Annotated in this window: 19 protein-coding genes; 17 read left to right on the forward strand and 2 right to left on the reverse strand. The window is 38.4% G+C overall.

Features of this window, described 5'->3' with window-relative positions; translation table 11 throughout:
* Positions 1–120: 120 nt before the first annotated feature.
* From N0O92_RS03980 to N0O92_RS03995, 4 genes are all read left to right on the forward strand, one after another.
* Positions 121–1263, forward strand: coding sequence for a cysteine desulfurase family protein (locus tag N0O92_RS03980; protein ID WP_315613339.1), 1143 nt, complete (start codon positions 121–123; stop codon positions 1261–1263).
* Complete coding sequence (thiI, locus tag N0O92_RS03985; protein WP_315613340.1) at positions 1260–2462, forward strand: tRNA uracil 4-sulfurtransferase ThiI; 1203 nt, start codon at positions 1260–1262, stop codon at positions 2460–2462. Before N0O92_RS03980 ends, thiI begins: the two co-directional genes overlap by 4 nt.
* 152 nt (positions 2463–2614) lie before the next feature.
* Positions 2615–2824 (forward strand): alpha/beta-type small acid-soluble spore protein, encoded by a 210-nt coding sequence (locus tag N0O92_RS03990; RefSeq protein WP_034634231.1) that lies wholly within the window; start codon positions 2615–2617, stop codon positions 2822–2824.
* A 157-nt stretch (positions 2825–2981) separates the two neighbouring features.
* Complete coding sequence (locus tag N0O92_RS03995) at positions 2982–4571, forward strand: amidohydrolase (protein WP_315613341.1); 1590 nt, start codon at positions 2982–2984, stop codon at positions 4569–4571.
* Between the two features lie 100 nt (positions 4572–4671).
* Here the strand turns inward: N0O92_RS03995 and N0O92_RS04000 are convergent, their stop codons facing one another.
* Entirely contained in the window at positions 4672–5478 is an 807-nt protein-coding gene (locus N0O92_RS04000; protein ID WP_315613342.1) for an NAD kinase, read from the reverse strand.
* Positions 5479–5577: 99 nt separating this feature from the next.
* Between N0O92_RS04000 and sppA the strand changes: the two genes are divergently transcribed.
* The 9 genes from sppA (at position 5578) to N0O92_RS04045 (ending at position 13684) form a co-directional block, all read left to right on the forward strand.
* Entirely contained in the window at positions 5578–6573 is a 996-nt protein-coding gene (gene sppA / locus N0O92_RS04005) for a signal peptide peptidase SppA (protein ID WP_315613343.1), read from the forward strand.
* A gap of 10 nt (positions 6574–6583) precedes the next feature.
* Positions 6584–7168: an RDD family protein gene (locus tag N0O92_RS04010; protein WP_315613345.1), complete on the forward strand. Its 585-nt coding sequence runs from the start codon at positions 6584–6586 to the stop codon at positions 7166–7168.
* Positions 7169–7257: 89 nt separating this feature from the next.
* Positions 7258–7917: a DUF2953 domain-containing protein gene (locus tag N0O92_RS04015; RefSeq protein WP_315613347.1), complete on the forward strand. Its 660-nt coding sequence runs from the start codon at positions 7258–7260 to the stop codon at positions 7915–7917.
* Between the two features lie 21 nt (positions 7918–7938).
* A complete protein-coding gene (ytfJ, locus tag N0O92_RS04020; protein WP_315613349.1) occupies positions 7939–8412 on the forward strand; it encodes a GerW family sporulation protein in 474 nt (157 codons plus the stop codon).
* Positions 8413–8524: 112 nt separating this feature from the next.
* A complete protein-coding gene (tpx, locus tag N0O92_RS04025; RefSeq protein WP_315613351.1) occupies positions 8525–9025 on the forward strand; it encodes a thiol peroxidase in 501 nt (166 codons plus the stop codon).
* A 310-nt stretch (positions 9026–9335) separates the two neighbouring features.
* The gene (locus tag N0O92_RS04030; protein WP_315613352.1) at positions 9336–10325 is read left to right on the forward strand and encodes a class I SAM-dependent methyltransferase; all 990 of its coding nucleotides are present in this window, start codon (positions 9336–9338) and stop codon (positions 10323–10325) included.
* Between the two features lie 197 nt (positions 10326–10522).
* On the forward strand, positions 10523–11713 hold the full coding sequence (locus N0O92_RS04035) for an acetate kinase (protein WP_315613353.1): 1191 nt from the start codon (positions 10523–10525) through the stop codon (positions 11711–11713).
* A 168-nt stretch (positions 11714–11881) separates the two neighbouring features.
* Complete coding sequence (locus N0O92_RS04040; protein ID WP_315613354.1) at positions 11882–12835, forward strand: 3'-5' exoribonuclease YhaM family protein; 954 nt, start codon at positions 11882–11884, stop codon at positions 12833–12835.
* 3 nt (positions 12836–12838) lie between these two features.
* Positions 12839–13684, forward strand: coding sequence for an EcsC family protein (locus N0O92_RS04045; RefSeq protein ID WP_315613355.1), 846 nt, complete (start codon positions 12839–12841; stop codon positions 13682–13684).
* Between the two features lie 90 nt (positions 13685–13774).
* Here the strand turns inward: N0O92_RS04045 and N0O92_RS04050 are convergent, their stop codons facing one another.
* Complete coding sequence (locus tag N0O92_RS04050; RefSeq protein ID WP_315613357.1) at positions 13775–14098, reverse strand: hypothetical protein; 324 nt, start codon at positions 14096–14098, stop codon at positions 13775–13777.
* A gap of 237 nt (positions 14099–14335) precedes the next feature.
* Between N0O92_RS04050 and N0O92_RS04055 the strand changes: the two genes are divergently transcribed.
* From N0O92_RS04055 to N0O92_RS04070, 4 genes are all read left to right on the forward strand, one after another.
* Positions 14336–15547, forward strand: coding sequence for an argininosuccinate synthase (locus N0O92_RS04055; RefSeq protein WP_315613358.1), 1212 nt, complete (start codon positions 14336–14338; stop codon positions 15545–15547).
* A complete protein-coding gene (gene argH, locus N0O92_RS04060; RefSeq protein ID WP_315613359.1) occupies positions 15547–16920 on the forward strand; it encodes an argininosuccinate lyase in 1374 nt (457 codons plus the stop codon). The genes N0O92_RS04055 and argH overlap by 1 nt, the downstream gene beginning before the upstream one ends.
* Before the next feature lie 92 nt (positions 16921–17012).
* Positions 17013–17162: a hypothetical protein gene (locus tag N0O92_RS04065; RefSeq protein WP_156314835.1), complete on the forward strand. Its 150-nt coding sequence runs from the start codon at positions 17013–17015 to the stop codon at positions 17160–17162.
* A 198-nt stretch (positions 17163–17360) separates the two neighbouring features.
* Complete coding sequence (locus N0O92_RS04070; protein ID WP_315613362.1) at positions 17361–18119, forward strand: SDR family oxidoreductase; 759 nt, start codon at positions 17361–17363, stop codon at positions 18117–18119.
* The last annotated feature ends 308 nt before the right edge of the window (positions 18120–18427 follow it).

Genomic DNA, 18427 nt, shown 5'->3' on the forward strand with positions numbered 1-18427 from the left:
TTTTTTATGGCTCGAACATGTGAATAACTGGGAATATCAATTATCTACCTTGTTATTTATGTAGATTGTGCTAACATATATGGATGCGTAGAATAAATGAAGACTTGGGGGGAGTATACGATGATTTACTTAGATAATAGTGCAACGACGAAACCATATAAGGAAGTTATTGAAACCTTTTCAACTGTTGCGTCGACCTATTTTGGAAATCCATCCTCTCTTCACTCTCTTGGGATGCAGGCAGAGGGATTAATCGGAGAATCTAGAAATCGTATTGCTCATTTACTCGGTATAAAGGCCAATGAAATTATATTTACTTCTGGAGGAACAGAAGGAAATAATATAGCGATAAAAGGTGCAGCAAAAGCAAAACAAAGTCGAGGCAAACACCTCATTACAACACAAGTGGAGCATGCTTCAGTCCACGAAGCCTTTTCACAACTTGAGAAAGAAGGCTTTGACGTTACGTATGTTCCTGTGGATGAAAATGGGATGATCAGTGTGGAACGAATCAAGAACGAAATTCGATCAGATACGATTCTTGTTTCCATGATACATGTAAATAATGAAACAGGGGCAATACTTCCTGTCCAAAAGATTGGAGAACTTCTAAAAGCGTATCCTCAAATACTTTTTCATGTTGATCATGTGCAAGGTGTTTCGAAAGTACCTTTGGATTTAAAGGATTCAGGAATTGATTTATGTACGTTCTCAGCTCATAAATTTCATGGTATGAAGGGGAATGGTTTTTTATTTGTTAGAGAAGGATTGAGAATAGATGCGCTGTTTCATGGGGGAGAGCAAGAAGGGCGCCTGAGGGCTGGTACGGAAAATGTTGCAGGTATTGTTGCAATGGCCAAAGCGTTACGACTCGCTACTGAGTCAGCAAGCAAAAGCTGGCAATTAGAGAAATTACGTCAATATCTTGTAAATGAATTAACAACATTGGAAGGTGTTGTTGTAAATAGTCCAGACGACAACGTTGCACCACATATTGTTAACTTCTCTATTCCAGGTGTGAAACCAGAAGTTGTTGTACAATCTTTAACGGCAAAAGAGATCTATGTATCTACGAAATCGGCTTGTTCGTCAAAAGTATCAGAACCGAGTCGAGTTCTTTTAGCTATGGGGTTAAGTGAAGAAAGAGCGAACTCTGGAATTCGAGTCAGTTTTTCTTATGAAACAACACAAACGGAGATAGATCAATTTATATCACAGTTAAAAATAATTATTCCGGAATTACTGGAGGTTGTAAACTCATGACATATGATCACATATTAATACGATTTGGAGAGCTTGCCTTAAAAGGAAAAAACCGTTCTATATTTGAGAAGCAACTTCAACAAAATATTAAAATGAGTCTTAAATCTTTTTCAAATTTGCAAATTAAGCGCACGTACGGTCGAATTGTGATCGAACTGAATGGAGAAAATCACGAAGAGGTTGTGAGTAAGTTGAAACATATCTTCGGAATTCATTCGTTCAGCTTAGCGTTGAAAGTAGAAAATGATATTCATGCAATGCAGAATGGTGCTCTTCAAGTACTAAAAGATCACCAACATGTTCAAACTTTTAAAATTACGGCAAGAAGAGCTTACAAACCATTCCCATTAGATACGATGCAATTAAATCGTGAAATTGGTGGGTACGTTTTAGCGAATACAGATGATGTCAAAGTCGATGTTCATAATCCCGATGTAGATATTCGAGTAGAAGTTCGCGAAACAGCAACATATGTAACGTCTGGCTCGTATCAAGGAGCAGGTGGGTTACCTGTTGGAACAAGTGGAAAAGTGTTATTGTTATTATCAGGTGGAATAGATAGTCCAGTTGCTGGTTATTTAACAATGAAACGTGGGGCCAAAATAGAAGCTGTGCACTTCCATAGCCCGCCGTATACGAATGAAAGAGCAAAGCAAAAAGTAATTGACTTAGCGAAAACACTAACAAAATTTGGAAGTAGCGTTACGCTACATTTAGTGCCATTTACAGATGTGCAAAAACACATTCATCAGCACATTCCAAGTAACTTGCAAATGACAATAATGAGAAGAGTGATGCTTCGTATCAGTGAAAAAATTGCTCAGGAACGGAAAATTCTTGCCCTTGGAACAGGGGAAAGTCTAGGTCAAGTAGCAAGTCAAACGTTGCATAGCATGAATACGATTAACGAAGTGACGAACTTGCCAATCATTCGCCCTTTGGTTACAATGGACAAGCTAGAAGTGATTGAAATTGCGAAAAAAATTGATACGTATGAAACATCTATTTTGCCATTTGAAGATTGTTGTACTATTTTCTTGCCACCTGATTCAAAAACAAGACCGAAACGAGAACAAGCTAATAAATATGAGCAATATATAGAAGTTGATAAATATGTACAAGATGCCGTAGAACGAACAGAGAAACTGATCTTAACAAGTGCAACACCAGTTAGCAAAGAAGTAGAAGACCTATTTTAATCCTTACTTCAACAAAGATCTAGGTAGTTAAAATGGCTTACTTAAGGCAACAAAGCTCGCATTCAATAAGATTCACAACAATTACCAATTATCTTGGTGCATGTTTTTCCCCTGTCTAACTCATTCTATGAGTACAGAAGGAGGTGAGAAACATGGCAAACAACAACAGCGGTAATTCAAACCAGCTTCTTGTACCTGGTGTACAACAAGCTCTAGATCAAATGAAGTACGAAATCGCTTCAGAATTTGGTGTTCAACTTGGAGCAGATGCTACTTCTCGTGCTAACGGTTCTGTTGGTGGAGAAATCACAAAGCGTCTAGTTCAAATGGCTGAACAACAAATGGGTGGTAGCATCCAGTAATTAGATATATGATGGCTGTGAGAAGGGTGCAACTAAGCACCCTTCTCTTATTTTGTGTGCATTTGCTTTTGGGCGAAGGTTTTACCATGCTATCATATTGCAAGTTGTAAAAGATTAGGGCACGATATAGGAAAGACACAAAGAGGAGGAAAGATGTATGGGTACGCTGTGGTTTAACGGTACATGTTTTACAATGAGAAAAGAGAACGAAAGCGTGAGTGCCATTTATATAGAGAATGGCAAAATTCGTGCGTTAGGTAATAAAGATGATCTTGAAGAACGATATGGGGGAAATATAGAAATAAAACATGATTTACAAGGGAAATTTCTGTATCCTGGCTTTGTAGATAGTCACTTACATATAATTGGTCATGGTGAAAAGTTAATTAGGCTTGATTTATCAGAAGTGAATGAAGCTGCGGAAATGAGAACATTATTAGAACGAAACTACAAGGAAACGAAGGAAGATCATTGGGTCTTCGGTGAGGGATGGAATGAAAATAATTTTCCGGATAGAAAGATCTTTCATCGTTCAGAGCTTGATGAAATTGCTCCGGATAAACCTATGTTTTTAACAAGGATTTGTCGTCATGCAGCCCTTGTTAATACTAAGGCCCTAGAATTAGCAGGTATTACTAAGGAAACAAAAGATCCAAATGGTGGAGTAATTGTTAAAGATGACAAAGGAGAACCGACTGGTTTTCTTTTAGATACAGCAGCCGATTTAGTGAAAGAAGTCATCCCTGGGGCAAGTGATGAGTATGTTAAACAAGCATTAACTGTAGCGATAAAGGATATGTTTCAAGTTGGTCTAGTAGGCGGTCATACGGAAGATTTACATTATTATGGAGGATTTAAACAAACGTTTGATCAATTTTTACATGTCATTAATGGAAATGAGGTTAAGTTTCGAGCTCACCTTCTTGTCCATCATGAAGCGGTAGCTGAAATGGAAAAAGAAGGATATGAAATAGGAGAGGTAACCCCTTTTATTGAGCTTGGGGCGGTTAAGATCTTTGCAGACGGTGCACTTGGTGGGAGAACGGCCTTTTTAAGCGATCCTTATACAGATGATCCTTCTACTTCAGGTGTCGCTATTCATACAGAGGAAAGCCTACAACAGCTTGTGAAAAAGGCTCGTGAGAAAAATCGAGCTGTGGCCATTCATACGATAGGAGATGCTGCACTGGATATGGCTTTGACAGCATTAGAACGTTATCCCGTGAAAGAAGGAAGAGATCGATTGATTCACGTTCAAGTCGTAGACGACTCGTTATTAGAGCGAATGAAAAAACTGAACGTCATTCTTGATCTCCAACCTAGATTTGTCGCTTCTGATTTTCCTTGGGTAATGGAGAGATTAGGAGAAGAACGAATTCAACAGTCATTTGCGTGGAAAACGTTACTAAACAGTGGTTTGCATTGTGCTGGGGGATCGGATGCACCTATAGAACCAGTTGATCCACTATTGGGCATTCATGCAGCTGTAGCTAGAACGCGTTTAGGAGAACAACATGAAGGGTATTTGCCTAAACAAAAATTAACCCCGTTTGAAGCGGTTCAGTTGTTTACATCTGGAAGTGCTTATGCGATCGAAAAGGAAAGAGAAAGAGGCTTACTAGCAGAAGGGTTTGTAGCTGATTTTACCATTCTAGACAAAAATTTATTTGAAATTGAACCAGAAGACATCTTACATACAAACGTAATGATGACGGTTGTCGATAATACGATCATGTATCAAAGATAAATGAGAGGTTGTCTCATAAACAACAAGGGTGAAGCGATGTTCCATACTAGCACCTTGTTCTTGAGACAACCTCTCTATTTTTCCCTAAGGGGGAGAGATATTAAGGTGTACGTAAGAAATTTCTTTGTACTTTTTCCCAAAATGAATTGTTTTTTAATTTCAATACTTTAATGGAACGTTCCGCTAATCGTAGTTTCAGTTGGTGGGCATGTCGAATGCTGAGAGCCTCATTATCGACTCCGATAATGGGATGGTCATTTCCATCTTGAACAACTTTCAAAGTAAGGACTCGGTCTGAACCAAGTAAAAAGGATGTGCCAAGAGTTCTGTATTGATTATTATTTAATGAAGCAATTTCACTTACTTGTAACGATGGTAAGGTAGGATCGACTACGGCTCCATTAACGGACATATTGTATGCCGTACTCCCTGTAGGAGTAGAGACAATCATCCCATCCCCTCTAAACGTTTCAAAGTGCAAATCATCAATAAAGACATCAATGACAAATGTTTTGATGACATTGGAACGAATCGAACATTCATTCAAGCAATAAAATGGCTTTTCATTATCAACAGTCACTTCCAGAATAGGGTATCGACGTACTTCCACCTCGGCATTCTTCATAGCTTCTATCATCTGCTTGAAATCTTGAATGGAAAAATCAGTATAAAAACCTAGCGAATCGGTGCTCACTCCAACGTATAAACAATCTTCTTGGAAACCAGTTTTGCGAGTCGCTTGTAAAAAGGCATTGTCTCCGCCGATGCTTGCAATAATATTAGCTTTATTAACATCGGAAACAAGCGTAAGACCGTTCTCCATAGCTAGTGTTTTTACTTGTTCAACTACTTGTTCCATTTCTTCTGTACGTTTGTAGGATAAATAAAGATTGGTTCTCGATGTCATAACTGTCATCCTCTCTGAAATGTCCTATTATCAATTTTATGTTATCATAACCAATGAATGGGAAAAAGAAACGAAAAAGTGAAATCGAGGAGTGAGGGAATGAGTCGGAAACGATGGCTGGCGTTAATTGCCGTGGCGATGTTGCTAGTTATATCACTAGTAGTAAATGTAGCAACATCCATGATTTTTTCAAATACAAGCTCTTTTATGGATTCAATGGCACATGATTGGACAGAGCAAGTATTAGATACAGGAGAGGAATTGGGAGGTTCAATCGTTGTTCTAGAAATAAATGGGGTTATTCAAGATACAGGAGACGGTGGTTTATTTTCAGCAACAGGCTATCGTCATCAAATGTTCCTATCACAAATTGAACATGCAGCGAAAGACCCCACTGTAGAAGGAATCATTATTCGAGTTAATACCCCTGGTGGTGGAGTGGTGGAAAGTGCTGAAATCCATGAGAAAATAGTAGAAGCCCAAGAGGAATATGATAAACCTATTTATGTTTCGATGGGGAGTATGGCGGCATCTGGTGGTTATTATATCGCGGCGCCTGCTGACAAAATTGTGGCAAGCCCACAAACAATTACGGGGTCAATTGGTGTCATTATGGAATCCATTAATGTAACTGAACTGGCTGAAAATTATGGAGTGAAAGTAAATACAATTAAAAGTGGTCCATATAAAGACATTATGTCTGCAACAAGAGAAATGACGGAAGAAGACAGAGCCATCCTTCAATCATTAATAGATGAGTCTTATGATGAATTTGTTCGAATCATTGCTGAAGGAAGAGAGATGTCAGAGTCCCAAGTTCGGACTGTAGGAGATGGACGAATCTATAGTGGAACACAAGCTTTAGAATTAGATTTAATTGATGAATTAGGAAGCTTGGATGACACCATAGAAATGATGAGAGAGCTAGTTGGGCCATTGAATGTAGTGAAATATGAACCACATGTAGGCTTTCCGAATTTCCTTTCTATGTCCTTTCAACAATTATTTGGAACAGATGTGGGGGAATTAGCCACTCTTGAACGTATTTTAGCAACACACCGATCACCTACTTTGAAATATATTTATACAGATTAAGGAGGGGAAGATGTTGAATGAGGTAGTGGAACGATCTTGGCTTCCGAAACGAAAGCGAGTAGTCAACGGGCGCTTACGTAATCGAGTCATTTCTCAAAATGTCGAGGTCCCTTTACACGTAGCACAAGAGGAAGAATCTCACGTAGTGCCTACCTATTATTATGCTGGTTTTTGGCTACGGTTCTGGGCTTTTCTCCTGGATATGCTTGTTGTGTTTTCTTTAAATGGATTACTTGTATACCCATTGCTTCGAGTAACGGGAGTGGATGGTTTGTTATCGATCGCCTCGTTTAGTTTTGAATCAGTATTAACGGCGATTGTATTCTTTTTGTATTTTGCGATTATGACGAAATTGTATGGACAGACGATTGGGAAAATGGTGTTAGGAATTCGAGTGATTTCTTTGAATAGTCAAGAGTTAAATTGGACTCAAATAATCTTCAGAGAAGGAATCGGGCGTTTTATCCATCAAGCTTTTTTTCTTCTTTACGCCATATATACAATGGTCGCTTTTACGCAAAAAAAACAAGGTTTGCATGACATCATAGCAGATACGATAGTCATTCATGAAAGAGATGAAATTAAGAAAGAATAACTTTTGCGTAAACCTGCCAAAACTGGCAGGTTTATTCTGTATAAAAAAGGAGAAGCTAATACAATCGAACTTTGAAAAAGGGGTATTGTATGGTTTGGGCGATTATTCTTATAGCACTACTTGTATTGTTTCTCTTAGTTGTAGTATCAAAAGTGAAGATTTACGTAGATTATCGTCATAATAAAGACGATGATTTACTTGACGCAAAGGTGACTTTTTGGGGAATGAGAGTATACACTTTTTCAGCTCCAGTCATAAAAATTGATGATGATTCAGCTTCACTAATTGTGGAAGAAGAACAAAAAATTGCTGGATTCGAAACGAAAAAGGCACTGCCAATTACACCAGAATTATTGGATAAATATTTTCACTGGTTTAAAGATTTCTTAGACCATGTAGTTGGGCTACATAAGATCGTACGAAAGTTCTTAAAAAAAGTAAACGTGAATTCATTAACATGGCACACCGATATTGGTGTAGGAGACGCAGCTCATACTGCTCAACTTGCTGGTGCAATTTGGGGAGTAAAGGGGAATATTATTGGTCTCATTGGGAATTATATGAGAATGAAGTTCATGCCTAAATTAACAATTGATCCACATTTTCAGGCAATGGTTTCTCATACGTATTTTTCATGCATGTTTTCTTTCAGAATCGGACATGCTATCGTTGCAGGTCTAATGCTACTTAAGCATTGGAGACGAAGACCGAAACTGTCTCAATCAGAATCGGTTGAAAAAAATATGTAAATTATGAAGGAGGAAACAATCATGACAGACCATCCAATTCAAGGTTTAATGAAAACGGCTATGGAAAATTTAAAAGAAATGGTCGATGTAAACACGATTGTTGGTGACCCAGTTGAAACTCCTGATGGCAGTGTCATCATGCCTGTATCTAAAGTAGGGTTTGGTTTTGCTGCTGGTGGTAGTGAATTCGTTATTGAACAACGTGGTACGGAAGAACACAAGCACCCATTTGGTGGTGGTAGTGGTGGTGGAGTTTCCATTACTCCTATTGCATTCTTAGTTGTAAATAGTGAAGGTGTAAAAATGGTTCACTTAGATAGTAACACTCATTTATACGAGAAGTTGCTTGATTTTGCACCGCAAGTAGTTGAGAAAATTCAACAAATGCTTGGAAACAATAGTGGTGGTCAAAGTGGTGCTGCTACAAACGGGAATTCTTCTACTACTACTTTTACAAGCACAACAACAACGGATACGGATCAAACAACACTTTAAGAATGGGGTTATCCCATTCTTTTTTTATTTTTTCTTTTAAGTTACTTAACTGGCATATTTTCTCACTCTCCTGTAAGATAAATGGGTACATACTTTTAAAGGAGGAATAACAATGGCTGAAATTACATTTAAAGGAAATCCAATGACCTTATTAGGTTCAGAAGTAAAGGTTGGAGAAAAGGCTCCTGACTTTACCGTTTTAGCAAATGATTTATCAGAAGTAACATTGGCTGACTCAAAAGGGAAGGTGCGCTTAATTAGTGTTGTTCCTTCTATTGATACGGGTGTATGTGACCAACAAACAAGACGTTTTAATGAGGAAGCAGCAAGTCTTGAAAATACACAAGTATTAACCGTAAGTGTTGATTTGCCTTTTGCTCAAAAGCGTTGGTGTGCAGCTGCCGGAATTGAAAATGTTCAAACGGTTTCTGACCATCGTGATCTTTCTTTTGGAGAGGCCTTTGGTGTTGCGATTAAAGAATTACGTTTACTAGCTCGTGCAGTTTTTGTTATTGATTCAAATGATGTTGTTACATATGCTGAATATGTTTCTGAAGCAACGAATCATCCAAATTATGAAGCTGCTATTGAAGCTGCCAAATCAGCTGAGTAAAAATCAATTTTAGTGTGGTTCATTTAGTTTTAAGCTGGAATAGAAGGAGTAAGTATGGAGTATCCTTCTAACAAAGTAGCTATGATATGGACGTTACAAGCTTTCTATGAGAAACCTACTCATGGAAGGCTTTTTTAAACTGGTTGTGTACGGGACAAGGCCAAGGGACGTTATTTTGTGAGAACTCCCCTCAAAGCATTGTAGACATTCCTTCGCTCAAATTCATGATCAGAAGGTGACTACAGTAGTATTAAGCATGTGAATTTGCTAAAATGGTTGGACGAAGCTTTAACGAGGAAGGGGAAAAACCGTGAGTCAAACAAAAGTAGAAATATTATATACATATTTAGATGAAGTGGCCAATTACTTAGAGGGAATTGTAGATGTAACATACTTAGAAGGTTTAGCAGAAGCAGGTGAAAATTTATTTAAAGAAGAAGTGTGTCAACATGTTACAACAGAACAAAAAATGTGGTTACAGGACAAACTGTTTACGATAAAAGACGAATCAATCTCAAATGAAGACATTCGTAAAGCATTTCAATTAGCCGTTTTAAAAGGGATGAAAGGAGCCGTTCAACCGCATCACTCGATGACGCCAGACGCTGTCTGTTTATTTTTAAGTTACCTAGTCAACAAAGTGATTGCGAAAAATGAACAGCCTATTTTGCTTTTAGATTTGGCAGCAGGATCCGGAAATTTAGTGAATGCTCTTTTGAATCAATCGACTGCACCTATTACAGCAAGTGCATTTGAAGTTGATGAAACGCTTTTAAAACTTGCCTATGTAAGTGCGAATTTACAAAAGCATGAATTGCAGTTATTTCACCAAGATAGCGTAGAACCTATTGTTTTTGAAGATGTAGACTTAGTTGTGACCGATTTACCTGTTGGGTATTATCCAAAAGACGAAATTGCCCAAGCTTATCAATTAAAAGCACCAAAAGGACATTCCTTTATTCACCATCTTATGATTGAACAAGCAATAAGCAAAACAAAGGCAGGGGGGTTTTTGTTTTTCCTAGTGCCGAATTTCTTATTTGAGAGTGAACAAGCCAAGCAGCTTCATGAATATGTAAAAGGTGAGGCCAACATTCTCGGCTTACTTCAGCTACCTAACAGCATGTTTCAGTCTGAACAGTTTGGAAAGAGCATCTTTATGTTACAGAAAAAGGGAGAGAAAACGAGACAACCGAAACAAGCATTGCTTGCGGAACTCCCATCATTCACTAAAAAAGAGGCGCTTGCAGACATGGTCAAACAGATCAATAAATGGTTTGAGGAAGAGTTACGTATATAATGTGTGAAAGGGTGTGACCTTAAGTAAGAGGTTACACTCTTTATTTTTCAAAAAAGCGATTTCATTTCTGAAAATAAAGAATATAGCTGAAAACTGTAGAAAAAAGGCGAATAAACTTGAAATGATGAATTTGTGGTGCTTAAATGGAAGAGGATAAAAAGAAGTAAAAGCAAGATAAAAGGAGCGGACAAAAAAAGATGGCAAAAATCATTGCAATAAATGCAGGAAGTTCTTCATTGAAATTTCAACTTTTAAACATGCCTGAGGAATCAGTCGTTACAAAAGGATTAGTAGAACGTATTGGTTTAGGTGACGGTGTGTTTACAATAGAAGTAGATGGAGAAAAAAATACAGAAACATTAGACATTCCAGATCACGCTTTTGCGGTAAAAACATTATTAGATAAGTTAACAGGTCTTGGCATTATTCAATCGTTAGATGAGATTGATGGCATTGGTCATCGTGTAGTTCACGGTGGAGAGAAGTTTAACGATTCTGTATTAATTACAGATGAAGTATTAGCGGGAATTGAGGAAGTTTCTGAATTAGCTCCTTTACATAACCCTGCAAACATTGTAGGGATTAAAGCGTTTAAAGAAGTATTGCCGAATGTGCCAGCTGTAGCTGTATTCGATACAGCATTTCATCAAACGATGCCTGAATCTTCATTTTTGTATAGCTTGCCTTATGAGTATTATGAAAAGTTCGGAATTCGTAAATATGGATTCCACGGAACATCGCACAAGTATGTGTCAGAACGTGCTGCAGAGCTCTTAGGTCGTCCAATTGAGCAACTGCGTCTATTATCATGCCATTTAGGTAATGGAGCGAGTATCGCCGCTATTGATGGTGGAAAATCAATTGACACATCGATGGGTTTCACTCCTCTAGCGGGTGTAACAATGGGGACGCGTTCAGGTAATATTGACCCAGCCTTAATTCCGTATATCATGGAAAAAACGGGTCAAGATGCAAACGGCGTATTAGATACCTTAAACAAACGTAGTGGACTTTTAGGGGTGTCAGGCTTTTCAAGTGACCTGCGTGACATCGAAGGAGAAGCAAAAAGTGGAAATGAGCGTGCAGAATTAGCTCTTGAAGTATTTACATCACGTATCCATAAATACATTGGATCGTATGCTGCGCGTATGAGTGGGGTCGATGCTATTATTTTCACAGCTGGTATTGGTGAAAATAGTGATGTCATTCGTGAGCGCGTACTAAAAGGTCTTGAATTTATGGGTGTTTATTGGGATCCTTCTCTTAACAAAGTACGTGGAAAAGAAGCTTTTATTAATTATCCACATTCCCCAGTTAAGGTCATCATCATTCCAACAAATGAAGAAGTTATGATCGCTCGAGATACGATTCGCTTGTCGCAATCATAAATGAGAAAGTCCTCCCATTCTAATTTAAGATAGAATAGGGAGGCTTTTTTTAGATGTTTGGATCTCAGTTGGAAATCGTTTTGCTTTTAGAAAACAACAACGCTATCATGAGACTGAAAACTTTCTATAGCGCATACAATGAAACAATGAGCGATAGGGGGGATGGCAATGTTACAGTTGCACGAGGGAGAAACCATTACCTCTTTTTTTCTAATTAAGGAGAGAGAGATTAAACAAGCTGCTAATGGAAGCGACTACGCGAATTTCAAATTAGAAAGAAATTTGGTCATGATTCCCGCGAGATTATGGGATATTACAAATGAACAAAAAAAAGCATTCCAACGAAAGACGATCGTGAAGGTAGAAGGTACGGTTATGACTTATCGTGAGAAGCTGCACTTAAACATACAACGAATCCGTTTAGCTACAGAAGAAGATCAAGTGAATGTCTCTGAATTAATTTCAAAAAAGGGAGTACAAAGAGAAGTTCTTTGGCAAGAGTTTAGGCTTATGATGGAAGAAGTCGATTCCCAAACATTACGTTCCATTATCAGACAGTTATTTAGCAATAAAGGAATTAGAGAGCGTATGACAACCATTCCTGCATCGAAAAACTATCATCATACATATTATGCTGGTTTGCTTGATCATATTGTCCATGTCACGCAATCAGCTATGCAGCTGTTGCCATTGTACCCAAACATCAATAAAGATATTATTATTGCGACATGTCTTACGCATGAAGTAGGAAAGACAGAAGTGTTTACAGAGGCGATTGCACCGGAGCATTCAACCGCAGGTGAGTTATTGGGACATATTGCTCTTAGTCTTGAACTCGTCCAAGATGCTGCAAAAGAGGCAGGAATTCAAAGAGGAAATGACGAACTATTAGCCTTAAAGCATTGTATAGCAAGCCAATATGGAGAAAGAAGTTACGGTTATGGTAGCACAGCTTCTCCCAAAACAGCAGAGGCAATCTTTTTTCATCATCTAAAACAAATGAATGCGACATTACAATCGTTTGAAGTGGTTCAGGTAACAGAAAACGAAGAGTGGGTGTATTCTCCGATTTTAAAAAGAAAACTGTTTGTCAACAATGATTATGGTAGTAAAGAGGGATAAAAAATGAGGGAAATGGACCAAATCGAATTTCGATTGAAAGAATTGAATGAATGGGAAGAGACGTTCTTTTCGTATGAATCAACCGATTTCAAAACAACGTACAGCAAATGGACGGAGCAACTTGTTGATCAACTAGGTGAAAAGCGTAAACAAAAGTGGTTATCGGTTATGGATGCATGTTTATTGCATTTGCAGGCATGGTTGCAACATACGCGCTCTTATGACGAAACAAAACGTAGAGTCATTTCGCATGCACGAACGTTTGATCCAACTATTACAACTATTGATGACCTGCAAAACCTTCCGCTAGAACAATTAGACTACTTAGCAGAACAACTCATGGCAAAGCAACGACTTATTGCGTTAGGGCAAGGAGGTCTCACTGGCATGGGGGGCGCCTTTCTTCTGTTATCTGATTTACCTGCTCTTGCTGTTATTCAACTACGATCGTTACAACACTTGGCTTTAGTCTATGGATATGATGTGAGAAGACCTGTTGAATTGATCAATATGCTAAAGTTGTTTTATGTTGCGACGATTCCGAAATCACATCAAGCAAGAGAATGGGACAAGTTGATTGCTGAAGTGGAAGAACAAGACCGTGAACATGTGTTTTACAGCGGCGATGACGCGATCTTACAAGACTCTATATTCGAACAATTGTTAAAACAACTTGCTAAAAGTTTTGTGTTGACGATGTTACGGAAGAAGATGATTCAAGGAGTTCCGTTAGTCGGAATGGCTGTAGGAGCAGGAATGAATTATCGTTTTTCGCAACAAGTCATTGATGTGGGGCAACATTTTTATCAAAAGCGGCGTTTAATGGAAGAACTAGAAGACTGGTCATAAAACAAGAATGAAAGAAAAAAGGGGCTGTTGAACGATCAACAGCTTTTTTAGTTTTTTCAAGAAATACAGGCAACATCTGTCACCCCTATACTATGATGGTAGTAAGTGGCCATCATAAGTAATGGATGGAGTTGTGCGAAACCATATCCATAAGTCATTAATAATCGATGCAAGTTCTGCCATTTCCAAATTCAATTCACAAGAGCGCTCAAAATCTTCTTCTACTGTTAACTGGGAATGGACTACATCAATCTTTCGTTCTATTGCTTTTACTCGGTCAGGTATTGTTCCTCTGATCGTTTCCCATTTTGCTAAAACATCCTCTTGGCTATCTTTATCTAAATCAGTCCAAGATACAGAAATAACAGGTAAGGATAGGCCTAGTCGTGAATCATAATTGAATATGATACTCATGAAATCACCTCACTATCCATATTAAAAGATGGATCGTAATTTTGGAAACAAAAACAAAGGAAAAAACAAAAAATTTACTTGCCAAAACCATTCACCCCTGTTAAAGTAATGAATATTAATAAGAATTGTGTTTGGTTTTATGCAAAAAGGTGCAGGCAAGTAACGCACTCATTTTTTTGAATAAGGATGTATAAAAATAATATTTAAAGTATTAATATTCATTGGAGGTTTTTAGAGATGAGCAAAGAAAAAGTAGTTTTAGCATATTCAGGCGGGTTAGATACATCGGTTGCAATTAAATGGTTAGCAGATAAAGGATATGACGTTATTGCGGTAGGTTTGGATGTTGGGGAAGGCAAGGATTTAGACTTTGTGAAGCAAAAGGCTTTGAATGTAGGAGCAATTGAATCGTATTCAATTGATGCGAAAAAAGAATTTGCAGAGGATTTTGTGTTGCCTACATTACAAGCACACACTATGTATGAAGAGAAATATCCATTAGTATCAGCACTTTCTAGACCGCTTATCTCTAAAAAGTTAGTTGAAATTGCTGAAAAAACGGGTGCATCTGCTGTGGCACATGGTTGTACAGGAAAAGGAAATGACCAAGTTCGTTTTGAAGTTTCTATTCAAGCGCTAAATCCTAATCTAAAAGTTCTTGCACCTGTTCGTGAGTGGGGTTGGTCACGTGATGAGGAAATTGCTTATGCAAAAGAAAACAATGTTCCGATTCCAGTTGATTTAGATAATCCATATTCTGTAGATCAAAACCTATGGGGACGTGCAAATGAGTGCGGTATCTTAGAAGATCCATGGGCGACACCTCCAGAAGGTGCATATGAGTTAACAAACTCGATTGAAAACACACCTGATCAAGCTGAGATTATTGAAATTGGCTTTGAGCAAGGAGTACCAGTAACATTAAACGGCAAGTCTTATCAATTAGACCAGTTAATTCTTGAGTTAAACCAAGTAGCTGGAAAACATGGTGTTGGACGTATCGACCATGTAGAAAACCGTCTTGTTGGTATTAAATCTCGTGAAGTATATGAGTGCCCAGGTGCAATGACGTTAATTAAAGCACATAAAGAGCTCGAAGATATTACATTAACAAAAGAAGTCGCTCACTTTAAGCCTGTTATTTCTAAGAAATTAGCAGAAGTGATCTATGATGGACTTTGGTTTTCACCAATTACAAAAGCATTGCAAGCATTCTTAACAGAAACACAAAAAACGGTAACAGGTGTTGTACGTGTGAAACTGTTCAAAGGTCATGCGATCGTAGAAGGACGTAAATCACCTAACTCACTATATAATGAGAAACTTGCTACGTATTCAACAGATGATGAATTTGATCACAGTGCAGCAGTTGGTTTCATTTCATTATGGGGCTTATCAACAAAAGTAAACAGCATGGTGAACAAAGAGAAGAAGGAGGTCACTCAGTAGTGGCTAAGCTTTGGGGTGGACGTTTTACAAAAACAGCTGAGGAGTGGGTCGATGCATTTGGTGCATCGATCGGCTTTGATCAGGCATTAGTAGACGAGGACATTGAAGGAAGTCTTGCACATGTAACGATGCTTGGCAAGTGCGGCATTCTTCCTGCAGAAGAAGTTGAGCAAATTAAAGCAGGACTAAACACGTTACGAGAAAAAGCGAAGAACGGGGAATTGGAGTTCTCTGTTTCAGAAGAAGATATTCACTTAAACCTTGAAAAAATGCTTATTGATGAAATTGGTCCAGTTGGAGGGAAGCTTCATACTGGTCGAAGCCGTAATGATCAAGTTGCAACTGATATGCATCTTTATCTACGTAACAATACAGAAGAAATTATGAATGCCATTAAAAAATTGCAAGAAGCGTTGTATAATCAAGCAACACAGCATGTTGAAACGTTAATTCCAGGTTATACGCACTTACAGCGTGCGCAACCAGTTTCATTTGCGCACCATCTACTTGCGTATTTCTGGATGCTTGAGCGGGATTATAGCCGTTTAGAAGATAGTATGAAACGGGTAAATATTTCACCATTAGGTGCTGGTGCACTTGCAGGCACGACATTCCCTATTGATCGCGCTTATGCAGCAGAACTGCTTGGTTTTGATGATATTTATCAAAACAGTCTTGATGCAGTAAGTGATCGTGATTTTATTGTTGAGTTTTTAAGTGCTTCTTCGGTTTTAATGATGCACTTATCTCGACTATGTGAAGAATTAATTCTTTGGTCAACACAGGAATTTCAGTTTATCGAGATGGATGATTCATTTGCAACAGGAAGCAGCATTATGCCACAAAAGAAAAATCCAGACATGGCTGAGTTAATTCGTGGAAAAACGGGACGGGTTTATGGAAACCTGTTCTCTCTTTTAACTACTCTCAAAGGTCTTCCACTTGCATACAACAAAGATATGCAAGAAGATAAGGAAGGGATGTTTGACACAGTTGAAACAGTCAAAGGTTCACTTAATATTTTTGCTGGTATGATCGAAACAATGACAGTGAATACCGATACGATGGAAAAAGCAGTTCATCAAGATTTCTCTAACGCAACCGAACTTGCTGATTATTTAGCAACGAAGGGAATGCCGTTCCGTGACGCGCATGAAGTAGTGGGAAAACTAGTTCTTGTTGCGATTCAAAAAGGAGTATTCTTACTTGATCTGCCTTTCTCAGACTATAAAGATGCAAGTAGCTTGTTTGAAGAAGATATCTTTGATGTCTTACATCCCAAAACGGTCGTTGCACGTCGTAACAGTGCAGGTGGAACAGGATTTGATCAAGTGAAACTGGCATTAGAAAAAGCAGAAACATTATTAAAATAATAAAGAGACATTTCTACTGTTAACACATAAAACTAGCTGGTCTGTTTCATACTAAGTAGGCGATTGAATACTTAGAAGGGGGTAGATCACTAGTGAAAGAACACAAATTATCAAACCATGTTTACGATGCAGAAGGCGAAATGTCTGTGCATCAACAAGTGATGGATTCTTATAGTCAAGGAACGCATGAACAGCGTCACCAAGATGAAATGGAACATCAATACGAAAAAACAAAGTATTAATGTTAACCGTAGATGTCCCCCTTCCCCTATAAGGAAGCAGCATGAGCCTATATGTAAAGAGAGACTATTTCACAGTAATTTGATCGGCCCTTTAAGGACTTACTTCAAATTGCTTTTGAGAAATGGTCTCTTTTTTTACTAACATGGTAAAACGTAGTATCATTTAACTGTAAATGATTTGGGTAAGGAGGGATAAGCGTGCGTCATGCTTTCATAACGGCCGGAACAAAAGGATTAGGTGTTCAAGTAACAGAAGCTTTGCTTAAAAAAGGGTATTCTGTAACCGTAACGTATCGAAGTGATCAAAAAGCTGTAACAGCTTTGAAAGAAAAATGGAGTCATTATGAGGGAGTACTTCATTTTGTGCAAGCTGATGTAACAAAAAAAGAGGATATTGATCGTGCCGTTGCACTTGCAATGGAGAAATTTAACCGAATTGATCTATTAATTAATAACGCAGGACCTTATGTGTTCGAACGGAAAAAGCTTGTTGATTACGAAGAGACAGAATGGTATGAGATGATAGAAGGAAATTTAAGTGCTGTTTATCATCTGTTACGAAAAATTGTTCCCATTATGAGAGAGCAACAGTTTGGACGAATCGTTACATATGGCTTTCAAGGAGCCAATAGTGCCCCAGGCTGGATCTACCGATCAGCCTATGCTGCAGCGAAGGTCGGTTTGGTTTCGTTAATGAAGACCGTCTCAATTGAAGAAGCTGAATATGGCATTACTGCTAATATGGTTTGTCCTGGAAATATATTAGGGTCAATGAAAGAAGCGACCATTGAGGAAGCGAGAAAACAGCATGATAGTGAAACCCCTATCGGTCGTTCAGGAACAGGAGAAGATATTGCAAGGTCTATTCTCTTTTTGTGCGATGAAAATGCCGATATGGTCACGGGAACGGTGCTAGAAGTGACAGGCGGCGTTGATGTCATTCATCGGTATCGATAGAGAACCAAGAAAAAGGGGAAGACCATCCCTTTTTGAAGAGGATTCGGGGAAGAGCAATAGCTCCGCACGTTGCACAAGAAGGAGACCATCGGTTCCGCACATTGCTAAGAGACCTAAGAAAAAGGGAAGACCGTCCTTTTTCTTGAAGAAAACTCGAAGAAGAGCAATGGCTCCACACGATGCGCGCATGAAGGAGAAGGGCACTCCTTCCTGCTAAAAAGAAGGCATCGGTTCCGCACATTGCTAAGAGACCTAAGAAAAAGGGAAGACCGTCCTTTTTCTTAGGTCTCTTGTATAACATTCCATTT

The organism is Alkalihalobacillus sp. MEB130 (assembly GCF_032335535.1).
Classification (GTDB): Bacteria; Bacillota; Bacilli; order Bacillales; family Bacillaceae_D; genus Halalkalibacter.